Raw genomic sequence first — 15,226 nt, forward strand, 5'->3', positions numbered from 1 at the left:
ACCGAAAAAATTTCCCTTTATTCTTGAAGGAATGTGAATTTCGGTTTAACTTTGGTACACCAAAAGAACAGCTCAAAACGTTGCGAAAATGGTGTGAGATTTAGGGCTAATCTACTACAGCCCCAAATACTATCATCTCCGAGTGGAGGAAGATAGTTAGTAGCTATTGCAGTATCTATAAACTTTCCTATCTAATTTCCAATATAAGCACCTGCAACAGCACCTATTGGACTTGCCATTCCTCCTATGGCTGTACCAATACGCTGTCCAATTAAAGTTCCAGCAGCATTACCGATAACTTGAGCAGTATCTGATTTCTCATTATTTAATTCCTCATTACAAATAGGGCAATCATTAGCGCCTATCCATCCTCCGCCAGAAACATGCTGTAAGCAACAACTATTTTTAAGTTTTAAGCTCTTTCATAACTTTTCTCCTATAAAAATGGTGATTGATATGTACCTAGTATATAGGCACATAGATATTTTATAAAAATGATAATTGGCTAAACCTATATCACCTAATTAATCCACGACAGTTGCATACCGAGTATAGCTAACTAATACAATTAATAAATGCAGCAAAAATAAAGAAAGAAATGGAAAAGACAAACCAAGTAGGAATTCTGCTAAATAGTACCGCAGTGCTTTTCCATTTCTGATAATTTAAGGCTTCTTGTCTAAACATAAAATAAATTACTTCACAAATTTTCTTATGAGTAGATAAACAATTAAGTTAGAAGCAATAAGCATAGTTGTTTTCAAACCCTCATCAGGAAATAATTTAGAAACTATGTAACTAGCAAGTAATAAAGCACAGAAAAGTACTAGATTGAATTTCATTTGACCTACCATGGTTGTTCATTCTTAATGTAGTCTAACAAAATACTATCATCTCCGAGTGGAGGAAGATAGTTAGTAGCTATTGCAGTATCTATAAACTTTCCTATCTCATTTCCAATATAAGCACCTGCAACAGCACCTATTGGACTTGCCATTCCTCCTATGGCTGTACCAATACGCTGTCCAATTAAAGTTCCAGCAGCATTGCCGATAACTTGAGCAGTATCTGATTTCTCATTACTCAATTCCTCATTACAAATAGGGCAATCATTAGCTCCTATCCATCCACTACCACCAGAAACATGCTGTAAACAGCAGCTATTTGTAAGTTATTTCATAACTTTTCTCCTATAAAAATAGTGATTGATATGTACCTAGTATATAGGCACACAGATAATCTTATTTAAATGATCATCATTGTCAATTACAAGTTATTAATTTATTGTAAAAATGTGATATATTTCACAAAATAAGTGGCTAGAATTGAAAAATAGTAATATGAATCAAGAAGGCTTTGAAGAAAGATATGAGATAAAAATATATGGAATAAGAAAATATAGCTGGATTTTGGTGCAAAAAGGATAATTAGCTAAACATAGATCACCTAATTAATCCACGACAGTTGCATATCGAGTATAGCTAACTAATACAATAATAAATACAGTAAAAATAAAGAAAGAAATGGAGAAAACTAACCAAGCAGGAATTCTGCTAAAAAGCACTGCTGTACTTTTCCATTTCTTATAATCTAAGGCTTCTTGTCGGAACATATTAAAAAATCTTTATGTTGAGTCTTTTTCTAAAAACTAGTACATAAAGGAATGCTATTATGGAAACAATAAGCCATTTTTCTATTCCATTTATATTGAAATATATATCTAACAAAACAGATATAGTTGGAATTAGGATTATCCAAATAGCCAAAATCAATATATTAATGAGATTTCTTATATTCATAGTATATGCTACTTATACGGATTGATTAGATTACTTGACGGAACATCATAATCTGGATGCCTTGCACTCTCTGGATTATCATATATTGTTCCAGCAATAAATCCACCAAAATCAGCCCCTCCATTGCCAGCAAGAATTGATACTCCTAATCCTGCACCTGTTGCAGCACTAACCGCAGTTCCTGCAGCTCCGCCTATCCAAGATCCTATTCTAACTACTGTTTCTCTTGAAATTCGATCTTCTCCTCCCATTGTCCATTACAACCTGGGCAGTTAGGATCATAATCATACCCAGAATAACCACCAGAAACGTGATGTAAACAGCAAGTATTTGTAATCTCTCTCATAACTTTTCTCCTAAAAAGGTTGATAGTATGTATTTATGGATACAATAAATACACCACAAAAATAAACCAAATAAAAATAATTATCAATATAATTTGAATATTTTTCTAAATTTGTGATCTTGTTCACATTTTTGATGGAATAAAATAGCCCCAATATGCTGATAACCTTGTTCAAATAAGCGGTTAATTTAGTACTAAAATTTACAAAAGACTCATCATAATTAACCAGTTTGTCACTTATGTTATACAGTAGTTTGGCTAGCAAAGAGTAACCTAATAAGTTGAAATATAGCCCGATTTAGGAGCAGAGAGCAAAATAGGATGAGATTGCATTACCAACTCACCCATAACCACTTCACGGAGGGTATAACTGCCAAAAACAATAAATAAAATAAATGCAGCAAAAATAAAGAAAGAAATGAAAAAGACAAACCAAGCAGGAATTCTGCTAAATAGTACCGCAGTGCTTTTCCATTTTTTTGACTGATATGCAATAGCTTCTTTTCTGAACATATAATACCAATTTATACAACTACATTAGCACTCTTATTTCTATATACATAAAGATATAATTTTATAAAAATATAAAGTTAATAAAATAATCATATTAAAAAGTCAAACACTACCAGTCTAAAAAATATATCACAATCGTTTTTCAAGAAAATAATAGACAATCAGAAAGAAAAAAAACACAATATCATAAATAGCCACGCCACACTCGAATGGTAACAATGGATAAACAAATCGTTTAATCATAAAATAAATAAACGCAATATAAATCACAGTAACAAATCTCATAAAACACTCGGAATAAAATTTAGTTACATACATTAATTAATCTTACATCTATACAGACAAGATATATTATTCAATGATTGCCACTTATGAAATAAGTGCTTATTCTCTCTTAAACATCTATTATACTCTATTCTTTTCCTAACAGAATCTTTTGCCTTTCCACTTCCATAGGAAGAATAATGACATTCACCATCCTTTTCATCATATTCTTGATAGTTAACACAAGCAGATAACATTATTAAAGGTAATAACGTCCTAAGAATAAATAGCAACATCGATACCCCCTACATTCATAACTTATAATCTATACTTCTGAAGTATTCAGGATAAATTATAAGATTACTATATTTATAATTAAACTTAGAGAAAAAATAGCTCAACCTAATAAATTATTTTAATATTAGCCTCTATTAGAGGCTAACAAAATAACTATAGTAAAACCTTACTTATTTAACTCAATTTTAGCACACCAACATAAGATAACTGCCAAATAAGCTGAGAAAATTTATCTCGTTTATCTTCTGATACTTTTTCTAAAATATCATTTAATGAAACTTCCGAACCCTGTTTAAGAGATTTAATAACATCTCCAAACTCTTCGTCAAGAGAAATACCATATCCATTTGAAATTATCTTATTTTCATAACCAAAATAATGATTTTTGGTTTTAAATGAAATTTTTTGATTTTCCGAAATAGAATTATATTGATAATTTCCTAAAGTTTCCAAATTAAGTGGCTTTTCAATCCGCTTCTGATCATAAAAATTCTCAATAAATTTGCGATAATTCTCTTTATCTTTAATATATTCTGCTGTGTGTTCTGCCAGCTGTGCTATCAACTCTTTATCTGACTCATAATGCGATAAAGAAGCTCGGGCAATTTCTTTCTCAACCATATTTTGAGATACCCAAGTCAGATAGTTATGAGTATAAGCAGGAAAAATGCCTACAGCTAAATGCACAGTTTCTTCTCCAACAGGAATAGGATCGTGCCACCAGCCACGAGGTAAATAAAGAACATCTCCAGCTTCTAATACAATATCCATATATACATCATCAAGATTAGGAGTATATTCAGGCATATCTTTACTACGATGCATAAACAATGGTTTTTTAAATGTTGGAGTGTGAATAATCCAACGCTTTTTACCCTGCATTTGAACTGCAAAAATATCACGACTATCCCAATGGCTTTTAAAAGATCTTTGAGTATTAAACGCAATATATAAACTTGAAAAAATATGACAGCCTGTAAATTGAGCTATCTCTTGAGAGAAGCAATCAACACTTGGTTCATTTACAATACCATTTGCGACTAATGTTGCCCCATCTCTTAAAAAACCATATAAATTTTCTTCTTGAAATTTATAACGAATAGTACCTAGATCATTATATTCTTCTAAATAATCTTTCTTAGGTACTCTTTTGCCTTTATACATTACTTTAATTGCATCTTCAGAAAGTAAATTACAACGAGGTAATATTTCATTTATCGCTTTCCAAGAAAGTAAATCTTTCTGAGATATTGCTCCTTTCATTAAAAGTGGTTTTTTCTCAAAATAATTTTCACGAAATTCTTGATAAGAAATTGGAAATTGAATTTTCATTTTTTCTCCTTAATCTTGGTAATCTGTACCATCACCGTAATCATAATCTGAGCCTGACTTATTAGTATTCTTAATAGAATTATTTATCATATTTCCAGTTCCTATTAATCCACCACCAACTGCAGCACCTATCATCTCCGAATATCTTGTCGCTCTAATAACACTATTCGCTACACTTGCAGCCCCACCAATAGCTCCTGCTGCACCATACCCTAATATACCTCCTACAGTAATATCCTGCCCAAAGTATGCCTGTTCAGTAATATAAGCCCCTGCCCCTGTAGTTACACCAGCTCTGACAGCAGGGCTTGAGATCATACTTCTTGTAATAAGCCCCATCCCTCCTACAACTAATGCACAGTCTTTAATACTAATTTCTTTCATATTTATACCTCTTTAAGAAAAATTCAAAATTTCTTATATACGCTATACACTATAGGTAATATAATTATGGACATAGATAAAGAATAAATAATTGTACGCATAACAGGGTAATTATAATCACCCCCAAAATGAACCCAGCTAAATATAACTATTGAGTTTGAAATGGAAATAATAAAACAGCCATAAAAAACCCCAATATTAATCCTATTTAAAATATAGGAAAACATATAAATAAAAAACATTACCAATACTATCAAGTTAAAATCAGACATACAGCCTCATAAAATCAGTTTGCCATCCGTAAAATCTAGTTCCCACATATGATGCAATACCTGCACCAGCCCACCACAAAGGGGCTATGCCTCCATATATTATTTCACAATCCTTAATACTAAGATCTTTCATTTTCTCTCCTCTTATTTATTTTTGAATAAAATAGCTCTTATATGCCCCAAGTAAAATTATTATAAATGAATATATTATTATTTGGCATTTGTCATTTTTTCCTTACTCATATCTAACTTACTAAGCAACAGTACATCTATAACTTTCACAAAAATAACAGGCAATACTATAACTAATATCAAAATAGAAAAATCCACCATACTTTCTCCATTAAAGTATTTCAATTTACTTTAATTGCATCTTCAGAAAGTAAATCACAACGAGGTAATACTTCATTGATAGCATTCCAAGAGAGTAAATCTTGTTGCTTTATTGCTCCTTTCATTAATAAAGGCTGTTTCTCAAAATAACTTTCACGAAATTCTTGATAAGAAATTGGAAATTGAATTTTCATAATATACTCTCTTATTGATAATCACATCCATCACCATAATCCGAACCTGATTGATTGCAACTCGCCTTTATACCAATACTATTTTTGATACCTTGAGAAGTACTTTTATACAAGCCCTCCCCCATACCACCACCTAAAGCAGATAAGGTTGACACTGTCACCGCACCAGCTTTCATTGTTGCTCCAATACCGCCACCAATAGCCCCACCTATAGCTGATGCTCCCAAACTCTCCCAAGTCATTTTTTCCCCAGAAATCATACTATTCCCAACATAATATGCAGCTCCAGCAACAGCTCCTACAATAACAGGTGCAAAGCCTGCCGAAACAAATTGGCAATCCTCAATTTTTAACTCTTTCATAAGAGATATTCCTCTATAATGTTTATAATTACAACAAATACTATTAGAACTATAGCCTCAATAACATCTTGTACATTTTTATTTTTTACAATCTTCTTTACAAGAAGAATAGACACAATTCTTGATAATATGAATGGGATAATCAATATAAGTAATATTTTTTCAAAAATCATATTTATCTAGCCGTATAAACTAAAATACTAGTGGTAGGGTGGTATAATTTAGTTCCCAGTATGATGTAATGCCTGTACCATCCCACCACAAAGGGGCTATGCCTCCATATATTATTTCACAATCCTTAATACTAAGATCTTTCATTTTCTCTCCTCTTATTTATTTTTAAATAAAATAGCTCTTATATGTCCCAAGTAAAATTATTATAAATAAATATATTATTATTTGGCATTTGCCATTTTTTTCCTTACTCATATCTAACTTACTAAGCAACAGTACATCTACAACTTTCACAAAAATAACAGGCAATACTATAACTAATATCAAAATAGAAAAATCCACCATACTCTCTCCATTAAAGTATTTCAACCTACTTTATACATTACTTTAATTGCATCTTCAGAAAGTAAATCACAACGAAGTAATACTTCATTGATAGCCCTCCAAGAAAGCAAATCTTGCGGATCTATAGCACCTTTCATTAAAAGTGGTTGCTTCTCAAAATAATTTTCACGAAATTCTTGATAAGAAATTGGAAATTGAATTTTCATTTTATCTCCTTAATCTTGGTAATCTGTACCATCACCGCAATCATAATCTGAGCCTGACTTATTTGTGGCTTTATTTATATCTTTGGATATTGAATGAAATAGCCCTTCGGTTGCACCACTAAAGAATATTGATGATACAACTCTTGTTGTACTACTATTACCAATTAATCCTCCGATAGCACCACCAGCTGCTGCAGCTCCTACATCTTTCCAGTTATAATTTTGATCACCAAATGTTTCTCTGACTCCATAGGAAGCAACCCCCATAGCCGCTCCTCTTGCAGCAGCTGTAACTGCAGCACCTAATACTGCAGGCAAAATGCCTCCTTGAACTAACTTAAGTTCTTCAATACTTAGTTCTTTCATATTACCTCCTTTAATTTAAATTAAAAATAACTGGATATTTCCCAATATAATCAAGAAAAAATCTAAAAAACAACATATTTAATATAACAACGTACAAAATAATTAAATCCACTCTTTTTTTATCTTTCATTTTATTATTTAAATATCTACTTAATAAAAACGGGGGGAAAAACAAGATAAGCAACCATAGAATCATATTAATCAAAATAATCAACCCATCTTTCTCCATAGATTACACCATTATAAAAACAAGAAAAAAATCAAATTAAATATAAATTAAAACAATACCAAAGCATTATAAATTAAATAATCAAAATTAATTATAAAAATGATAACTCTTTCACCTCGCTCCCTTTAATCTAATTCTGATCACAAAAACTAATATTAAAAATAATTCTAAAAATAATACTATACTTACAACATCTTCCACAATATATAAAACATTAAGTTCCTTCATATATCCATCTTTTATAAAAAAGAAAAAATTAGACAGCATCGAAAAAAACAAAACCTTCCATATAGTTTTTTTCATAAAAAAATAAAGACTATTATTTGCTGACATACGAATATCCTTATATACAAAAGGAAGCAAAATACTTGATGTAAAAAACAATACTTTAAGATACATAAAAACCTCACATACAAACATATTACAGCATTAAATATAAAACTAAAAACTCAGCAAAAATAAACGTCACACTTTTAACAAAAAAGTGACTATTTTCTTAAAATAATTAAAAAATAAAATAAAAATTAATATTCCAAAATAGAAATAAGCAACATGCACATTAAAAAATGATGATATTATTAATGACATACAATATATAAAAATATAAAATAAAAATATATTTATGATTTTATTATTATTTAAAAAAAGGTTTCATGTAACCTCCCTTAGGTTAAAATAAATAGAATATATTTCAGAGCATTCTAAAAAAATATAGATTATCTTATTCTTTTCATACGTTAGTAACGTTTATTTTTTACCCCTCCAAATAGACCATATTTTTTATATGGATTTTATAAAAAAAATTTTATTAGTCAACAACAATTTAACAGGAAGTTAACAAAATAAATCCTTTTATTTCTTGAAATGCTTCTTATCTCAAAACATTTCTTTATAATAAGTGCTTTCTTGTTAACTAAATTTTCAAAAAAATCCTAGGAATTAACTTATGCCTAACGCCCTATTCCGTACCCACTTCCCCTTTTTTGAAAAATCGGATGGTTGGACATATTTAGACTCTGCCGCCACAACCCTAAAGCCTAATGTACTTATTCAAGCAACAAGTGAGTTTTACTCCTCTGCTGGTTCGGTGCATCGCAGTCAGTACGATTTGCCACAAACCAAACAGTATGAATTAGCTCGTGATCTGGTTGCAAAACGTTTTAATGTAGAAACTCGTGAAGCGGTGATTTGGACGAGCGGCACAACCCAAAGTATTAACACCGTGGCTTATGGCTTGGAGCATCAAATTGCAGCAGGCGATGAAATTGTAATTTCAGTGGCGGAACATCACGCTAATTTTATTCCTTGGCAGCAGTTGGCACAGCGTACAGGGGCGAAACTCGTGGTGTTGCCACTTAATGATAAGTATGAAATTGAGCTTGAAACTCTTAAAAATGCGTTATCGGAAAAAACCAAAATTGTTGCCTTTAATTTAGTTTCTAACGTAACAGGGGTTCGCCAACCAGCGGAACAAATAATCCCGCTTATCCGCCAATCTTGCTCTGCTAAAATTGTGTTAGATATTGCTCAAGCAGTTTGCTCAGAGCAAGTGGACGTGCAGAAATTAGATGCAGATTTCTACGCTTTCTCCGCCCATAAAATGTATGGTCCAAACGGTGTGGGTGTGCTAACCGGCAAATTGCAAAGTTTGGAGCAAATTCAACCGCTTGTATTTGGCGGTAAAATGCTGAAAAACATTACGGAAAGTGAATTAACTGTGGCAGAGTTACCTTATCGCTTGGAAGCCGGCACGCCGAATATCGCAGGCATTATCGCCTTTGGGCAAGTGTTGACTTGGCTCGAAAAATGGGATTTTGTCGATCTTAATCGTCAGCTTTATGACTTGGCTGAATACACCCGCAAGCGGTTAAATTCTTATCAAAATTTACAAATTATCGGGCAACAAAATACGCCAACCATTAGTTTTGTGGTTAAAGATCAGCACCCTGCTGATATTGCCGCTTTTTTGACCCAGAGTAAAATCGCTATTCGGCACGGCGAACATTGTGCCAAGCCTTATTTACGTTATTTGCAAGAAAGCGGCACACTTCGCCTTTCGCTTGCCCATTACAATACCCAACAAGATGTTGAGCATTTTTTCAACGCCTTAGATTTTGCCCTTGAAATTTTGCAAGAAAGCTAAACTAAATCAAAAATTACACATTTTTTAGTAGAACGAAAAGGCTGAATATTGTAATCTTTACACCAGTTTCAATCTTAACTTTAATTTATCAACAAGGTGTTTTTAAATGAGTAAAAAAATCAAAAAAATCGCGGTATTAACCAGTGGTGGCGATGCTCCGGGAATGAACGCTGCAATCCGTGGTGTGGTGCGTACAGCATTAAATGAAGGCTTAGATGTGTGTGGTATTCAAGACGGATACTATGGGCTTTATCACGATAAAGTGATCCCGCTTGATCGCCGTTCTGTGTCTGAAACCATCAACCGTGGTGGTACGTTCTTAGGTTCAGCTCGCTTTCCTGAATTTAAACGCCCCGAAGTGCGTAAAAAATGCGTAGAAACCTTAAAGAAATATGATATTGATGCCTTAGTGGTAATCGGTGGTGACGGCTCTTATATGGGTGCAAAATTATTAACCGAAGAGTTTGGTTACCCTTGTATCGGTATTCCGGGTACGATTGATAATGATATTGTGGGAACAGACTACACCATCGGCTATCAAACCGCCCTTGAAACCGCATTAGATGCGATTGACCGTCTGCGTGATACTTCAAGCTCGCACCAACGTATTTCAATTGTAGAAATTATGGGTCGCCACTGCGGTGATTTAACCCTAAGTGCTGCCCTCGCCGGTGGTTGCGAATATGTGATCGTACCGGAAAAAGGCTTAGATAAAGAAGCGTTAATGCGAAGCATCGAAGAAGGTTTCCATAAAGGTAAACGCCATTCGATTATTGCAATTACCGAATTGATGACCGATGTTCACGCATTAGCGAAAGAAATTGAAGCACGTTTCGGCAATGAAACCCGTGCAACTGTGTTAGGTCACACCCAACGTGGTGGTGCACCTTGTGCCTTCGACCGTATTTTAGCCTCTCGTATGGGCGTTTACGCGGTGGAATTATTATTACAAGGTTTTGGCGGACACTGTGTCGGTATTCAAAACGAGCAGTTAGTTCATCACGATATTATTGATGCAATTAATAATATGCGTCGTCCGTTTAAAGAAGAATTATACGAGACCTCTAGAAAATTATTCTAGGATTTCTTAAAATTTAAAGGCGACTAAAATAGTCGCCTTTTTATTTTCACCTAATAAGGAAATCGAATGTTCAAAGAAAAACCTGTTATTTCCAACCAGCACGGTGCATTAGCAATGGCAATGCTGCCTTTTCTGTATGCTGTCATTAAAACTGGCTTTACGCCTTTACATATTTTCTTTGGACTTTCTTGGCTATTCCTCTACTTTTTCTCTTATCCTTTTCTCTCTTTATTTAGTAAAAAACCAACCGAACGCAATAAAAAATGGGCAAAAATTTACTTCGCTTTAAGCCTGCTCTTTGCTCTGCCTGTTATTTATAGCCTGCCTGCTATTTTGCAATTTTTAGTGATAATTCTACCGCTTGGGTTAATTCAAATTTTCTTTGCTAAGCAAAAAGATGAGCGAAATTTGTGGAATGATATTGCAGGGATTTTAACTTTTGGAGTAATGGGAATGGCAGCTTATTATGTTGTTACAAAACAATATAATATGGAGATTTTACTCCACCCAACCTTGTTTTTTATTGCGACTACATTCTATGTAAAAAGTATGGTGCGAGAGCGTAAAAACCCCGTTTATATGGAACTTAGCATTGCAACACACTTATTATTGGCTTTCGCTTATAGTCTAAGCTCAATGCAAGCGGTCTTCTTTGCTTATTTAATTGCAGCTGGTCGTGCAATTATTGTGCCAAGTTTAGGCTTAAACGTAAAACAGATTGGAATGCTAGAATTTCCTGTTATTTTGATTTTTTTAATTGCATTAGTCTTATAAATTTCTGATAACAAAAAACCTCTGAGGTTATCAGAGGTTTTTAATTATTCTTATTGTGCTGCTTGTTGGATTTTATCGCCAGCTTTCTCAACGTCCTTGCCTACGCCATCAACCGTGTTACATGCTGTTAAGAAAGTTGCACTTGCTAAAATTGCTAATACTAATTTTTTCATAAAACGCTCCTTATTTTTTTGTTTGTTATGAAAACAATCCCAATATAACAACTCTAAATTATAAATGCAACACCTTAAATTAATAATCTAATTCATCTTTATAAAGTTCATAATCCTCTTTTAATGCTTGAATGAGTTCTACAAAATCCTCTGGTAGTGGGGCGTGCCATTCCATCAACTCGCCTGTAATTGGGTGTTCTAAACGTAACATAATGGCGTGTAATGCTTGGCGTTGAAAACCACGCAATACAGCTAAAAATTCCTCGCTTGCCCCTTTTGGTGGACGAGGTCTGCCACCATAAAGTTGATCACCTAATAATGGGTGGGCAATATGTGCCATATGTACACGAATTTGGTGGGTTCGTCCCGTTTCTAAACGCAAACGTAAACGTGTGTAGTTACGAAAACGCTCCATAATACGATAATGGGTAACTGCCGGTTTTCCCATTGGGTGAACAGCCATTGCAGTACGCTTAGTCGGGTGGCGAGCCATTGGCTCATCTACTTTACCTCCTTGCGTCATAATACCACTTGCTACTGCCTCATACTCACGTGTAATACGGCGTTTTTGCAATGCTGTTACTAAATGCGTTTGGGCTGGAATATTTTTCGCCACCACCATTAAACCTGTTGTATCTTTATCTAAACGATGCACAATGCCGGCTCTTGGTACTTCTGCAATCGGTGGATAATAATGTAACAAAGCATTTAGTATCGTACCATCTGGATTACCAGCCCCTGGGTGAACCACTAAATCTTTCGGTTTGTTGATAACAATAATATCGTCATCTTCATACACGATATTGAGTGGAATATCTTGCGGTTCAAAACGAATTTCTTCCTCAATTTCAGCGGTAATTTCAACACTTTCACCGCCAAATACTTTTTCTCTCGCTTTGTTCACAATATTACCGTTGACTTTGACTAAATCATTTTCAATCCAGACTTTAATGCGTGAACGTGAATAGTCAGGGAAAAGTTGTGCGAGCGCTTGGTCTAAGCGAGCCCCTAATAAATCAGCAGTAATTTCTGCGGTTAAAATTTTTTGTTGAGTAGTCATTAAAATATAAATCCTAATTAGTCATTTGCTTACTTGCGTGATGTTATATAAAATAGCACGATGAACTTCACAAGTTATTCTTAGTCTGACGATATTGTACATTAACTTTTAGTCTCAGACACTTTTTATAGGTAAAACATATGCGTAAATTTAAAACTCTTGCCACATTAGTATTAGCAGGGCTTGTTGTAGGTTGTTCAAGTTCTAATAAAGATATCGAAGAATCAAACGCTCAAGACCTTTATAGCAAAGGGCAAACCTATTTACAAGACGGCGATTATAACTCTGCTATTCGTTACTTAGAGGGTGTAGGTACTAAGGGTGGGCAATATACCGGTTTAGGTGAACAAACCCAACTAAGTTTAATTTATGCACAATATAAAGTTGGTGAATATTATAAAGCATTAGACGCCGCAGAACGTTTTGCTCGTTCTTACCCAAATGCTGCGAATATGGATTATGTATTCTATCTTGCTGGTCTTTCAAACGCACGCTTAGGTGATAATTTTATTCAAGATTTCTTCGGCGTAAATCGTGCTTTTCGTGCGGTGGATAATGTACGTAATGCTTACGGTAACTTCCAAACTATCGTTCAGCACTACCCACAAAGCCAATATGCTCAAGATGCACAAAACTGGATGAATTACTTATTCAACCGCTTAGCAGAACACGAATTATCGATTGTTAAATTCTATGATGATCGTAACGCTTATGTTGCAGTGGTAAACCGTATTGAAGAAATGTTACGTTTCTACCCTAATACTGAAGCAACAAAAGCAGCTCTTCCATATTTAAAAGAAGCGTATAAACAAATGGGTATTCAAGATGCCGAGCAAAAAACAGATGCCTTAATTCAAGAATACGAAAATAAAACCTTACCAAACCCGTCAAAACCGAAATACGGCGAGCAGTTCTAAACACATAGAAACGAAAAATGGGGGGCGATTTCGCCCCTTTTGGCTTTTACTTATTTAAGGATATTATGCGAATTTTAGGCATTGAAACCTCTTGCGATGAAACTGGCGTTGCCATTTATGATGAAGAAAAAGGCTTAGTGGCAAACCAACTCTACAGCCAAATTGATATGCACGCTGATTACGGTGGCGTTGTACCAGAGCTCGCCTCTCGTGATCATATCCGTAAAACACTACCTCTAATCCAAGAAGCCTTAAAAGAAGCCAATTTAAAGCCTTCAGACATTGATGGAATTGCTTATACCTCAGGGCCGGGCTTAGTTGGAGCATTATTAGTCGGTTCAACCATTGCTCGCTCTTTAGCTTATGCGTGGAATGTACCTGCTCTCGGTGTTCATCATATGGAAGGTCATCTACTCGCTCAAATGCTGGAAGAAAACGCTCCTGAATTTCCATTTGTTGCATTACTGATTTCTGGCGGGCATACTCAATTAGTCAAAGTTGATGGCGTAGGTCAATACGAACTATTAGGCGAATCAATCGATGATGCCGCAGGAGAAGCCTTTGATAAAACAGGTAAGTTACTTGGTTTAGACTACCCTGCTGGTGTTGCGATGTCAAAACTGGCAGAATCTGGCACACCTAATCGCTTCAAATTCCCTCGACCAATGACAGATAGACCAGGCTTAGATTTCAGCTTTTCAGGCTTAAAAACTTTCGCTGCTAACACTATTAAAGCGAATGCTAATGAAAATGGGGAAATTGACGAACAAACTCGTTGCGACATTGCTCACGCATTCCAACAAGCAGTAGTCGATACTATCTTAATTAAATGCAAACGAGCATTAGAACAAACAGGCTATAACCGTCTCATTATGGCAGGTGGCGTAAGTGCGAATAAACAACTTCGTGCCGATGTAGCAGAAATGATGAAAAAATTAAAAGGCGAAGTGTTCTACCCTCGCCCACAATTTTGTACCGACAACGGCGCAATGATTGCCTATGCTGGCTTTTTACGCTTAAAGAACGGAGAATCATCTGATTTAAGTATTAGTGTGAAACCTCGCTGGCCAATGACCGAATTGACACCATTAAAATAGCCCTACAAGCGGTTATATTTATTAAGAATTTTGCAAAAACTATTAAGCTAACTTCTACTAATAGCTTAAAATGGACATATAGAAATTAAAAAATTATAAATAAGTTAACCATTTGTAAATTATAAGATATCGATTATGAATAATTATGTGATTAGTCTTACTTCTGCAGAAGATCGCAGAAAACATATTGAATCTGAATTTGGTAAACAACATATCCCTTTTGAATTTTTTGATGCAATTACTCCTGACTCAATGGAAAGACAAGCATCACAATTAGGAATTAATATTTACAATAGTTCTTTGACAAAAGGTGAAATATCTTGTGCCTTAAGCCATATGGCATTTAGCTAAAGAGAAGGATTTAGACTACATTTGTATTTTTGAAGATGATATTTATTTAGGGAAAAACGCTAATAAACTACTTAATAATACATATATTAAGGGGCTGTCCTAGATAACTAACCTAAACCCCCTTTAACCAATTGTTTTAAAAGGAATATTTGAGATTTTAAGTCACTGTGATTAAAACGCCATTCGCATTCTTTCAAATATAGCTCAAAATGGG

General features: G+C 34.2%; 17 protein-coding genes and 3 pseudogenes. 7 read left to right on the top strand and 13 right to left on the bottom strand.

The window, feature by feature from the left end; genetic code table 11:
* Positions 1–104, top strand: a pseudogene (locus ACERCF_RS11765) (IS1595 family transposase); the annotation flags it as partial.
* Between the two features lie 743 nt (positions 105–847).
* Here the strand turns inward: ACERCF_RS11765 and ACERCF_RS11770 are convergent.
* The 10 genes from ACERCF_RS11770 to ACERCF_RS11815 all read right to left on the bottom strand — a co-directional run bounded on the left by ACERCF_RS11770 (position 848) and on the right by ACERCF_RS11815 (position 7,187).
* Positions 848–1,087, bottom strand: a complete 240-nt coding sequence (locus ACERCF_RS11770) for a hypothetical protein (RefSeq protein ID WP_373625690.1) — start codon at positions 1,085–1,087, stop codon at positions 848–850.
* Between the two features lie 720 nt (positions 1,088–1,807).
* Positions 1,808–2,050 (bottom strand): hypothetical protein, encoded by a 243-nt coding sequence (locus ACERCF_RS11775; protein ID WP_373611627.1) that lies wholly within the window; start codon positions 2,048–2,050, stop codon positions 1,808–1,810.
* The gene (locus tag ACERCF_RS11780) at positions 2,014–2,145 is read right to left on the bottom strand and encodes a hypothetical protein (RefSeq protein ID WP_373611626.1); all 132 of its coding nucleotides are present in this window, start codon (positions 2,143–2,145) and stop codon (positions 2,014–2,016) included. Before ACERCF_RS11780 ends, ACERCF_RS11775 begins: the two co-directional genes overlap by 37 nt.
* Before the next feature lie 273 nt (positions 2,146–2,418).
* On the bottom strand, positions 2,419–2,658 hold the full coding sequence (locus ACERCF_RS11785; RefSeq protein ID WP_373625691.1) for a hypothetical protein: 240 nt from the start codon (positions 2,656–2,658) through the stop codon (positions 2,419–2,421).
* A gap of 735 nt (positions 2,659–3,393) precedes the next feature.
* Complete coding sequence (locus ACERCF_RS11790) at positions 3,394–4,551, bottom strand: cupin domain-containing protein (protein ID WP_373625692.1); 1,158 nt, start codon at positions 4,549–4,551, stop codon at positions 3,394–3,396.
* 9 nt (positions 4,552–4,560) lie between these two features.
* Positions 4,561–4,935, bottom strand: coding sequence for a hypothetical protein (locus ACERCF_RS11795; RefSeq protein ID WP_373625693.1), 375 nt, complete (start codon positions 4,933–4,935; stop codon positions 4,561–4,563).
* A gap of 625 nt (positions 4,936–5,560) precedes the next feature.
* On the bottom strand, positions 5,561–5,734 hold the full coding sequence (locus ACERCF_RS11800; RefSeq protein WP_373625694.1) for a hypothetical protein: 174 nt from the start codon (positions 5,732–5,734) through the stop codon (positions 5,561–5,563).
* Between the two features lie 11 nt (positions 5,735–5,745).
* Complete coding sequence (locus ACERCF_RS11805) at positions 5,746–6,096, bottom strand: hypothetical protein (RefSeq protein WP_021280430.1); 351 nt, start codon at positions 6,094–6,096, stop codon at positions 5,746–5,748.
* A gap of 539 nt (positions 6,097–6,635) precedes the next feature.
* Positions 6,636–6,821 carry a hypothetical protein gene (locus tag ACERCF_RS11810; RefSeq protein ID WP_373625695.1) on the bottom strand — a complete coding sequence of 62 codons (186 nt, stop codon included), beginning with the start codon at positions 6,819–6,821 and terminating at the stop codon, positions 6,636–6,638.
* A 9-nt stretch (positions 6,822–6,830) separates the two neighbouring features.
* Complete coding sequence (locus tag ACERCF_RS11815; protein ID WP_373625696.1) at positions 6,831–7,187, bottom strand: class IIb bacteriocin, lactobin A/cerein 7B family; 357 nt, start codon at positions 7,185–7,187, stop codon at positions 6,831–6,833.
* A 1,175-nt stretch (positions 7,188–8,362) separates the two neighbouring features.
* Between ACERCF_RS11815 and ACERCF_RS11820 the strand changes: the two genes are divergently transcribed.
* The 3 genes from ACERCF_RS11820 (at position 8,363) to ACERCF_RS11830 (ending at position 11,414) form a co-directional block, all read left to right on the top strand.
* The gene (locus ACERCF_RS11820) at positions 8,363–9,559 is read left to right on the top strand and encodes an aminotransferase class V-fold PLP-dependent enzyme (RefSeq protein WP_373625697.1); all 1,197 of its coding nucleotides are present in this window, start codon (positions 8,363–8,365) and stop codon (positions 9,557–9,559) included.
* A gap of 106 nt (positions 9,560–9,665) precedes the next feature.
* Positions 9,666–10,640 (top strand): 6-phosphofructokinase, encoded by a 975-nt coding sequence (gene pfkA / locus ACERCF_RS11825; RefSeq protein ID WP_373611621.1) that lies wholly within the window; start codon positions 9,666–9,668, stop codon positions 10,638–10,640.
* Positions 10,641–10,706: 66 nt separating this feature from the next.
* The gene (locus tag ACERCF_RS11830) at positions 10,707–11,414 is read left to right on the top strand and encodes a YwiC-like family protein (protein WP_373611620.1); all 708 of its coding nucleotides are present in this window, start codon (positions 10,707–10,709) and stop codon (positions 11,412–11,414) included.
* Between the two features lie 50 nt (positions 11,415–11,464).
* Here ACERCF_RS11830 and ACERCF_RS11835 read toward each other — a convergent pair whose 3' ends face one another.
* Together ACERCF_RS11835 and rluD are read right to left on the bottom strand one after the other, a co-directional pair.
* Entirely contained in the window at positions 11,465–11,587 is a 123-nt protein-coding gene (locus ACERCF_RS11835) for an entericidin A/B family lipoprotein (RefSeq protein WP_159630616.1), read from the bottom strand.
* Between the two features lie 79 nt (positions 11,588–11,666).
* Complete coding sequence (rluD, locus tag ACERCF_RS11840) at positions 11,667–12,647, bottom strand: 23S rRNA pseudouridine(1911/1915/1917) synthase RluD (protein ID WP_373611618.1); 981 nt, start codon at positions 12,645–12,647, stop codon at positions 11,667–11,669.
* A 140-nt stretch (positions 12,648–12,787) separates the two neighbouring features.
* Between rluD and ACERCF_RS11845 the strand changes: the two genes are divergently transcribed.
* The 3 genes and pseudogenes from ACERCF_RS11845 to ACERCF_RS11855 all read left to right on the top strand — a co-directional run.
* Complete coding sequence (locus ACERCF_RS11845; RefSeq protein WP_373611617.1) at positions 12,788–13,564, top strand: outer membrane protein assembly factor BamD; 777 nt, start codon at positions 12,788–12,790, stop codon at positions 13,562–13,564.
* 65 nt (positions 13,565–13,629) lie between these two features.
* Positions 13,630–14,661, top strand: a complete 1,032-nt coding sequence (gene tsaD / locus ACERCF_RS11850; RefSeq protein ID WP_373625698.1) for a tRNA (adenosine(37)-N6)-threonylcarbamoyltransferase complex transferase subunit TsaD — start codon at positions 13,630–13,632, stop codon at positions 14,659–14,661.
* Positions 14,662–14,796: 135 nt separating this feature from the next.
* Positions 14,797–15,100 (top strand): annotated as a pseudogene (locus tag ACERCF_RS11855) (glycosyltransferase family 25 protein); the annotation flags it as partial.
* A 19-nt stretch (positions 15,101–15,119) separates the two neighbouring features.
* Here ACERCF_RS11855 and ACERCF_RS11860 read toward each other — a convergent pair.
* A pseudogene (locus tag ACERCF_RS11860) lies at positions 15,120–15,226 on the bottom strand (IS1595 family transposase); the annotation flags it as partial.

Origin of the sequence: Mannheimia kashgarensis, assembly GCF_041807705.1 — a bacterium.
Lineage (GTDB): Bacteria > Pseudomonadota > Gammaproteobacteria > Enterobacterales > Pasteurellaceae > Mannheimia.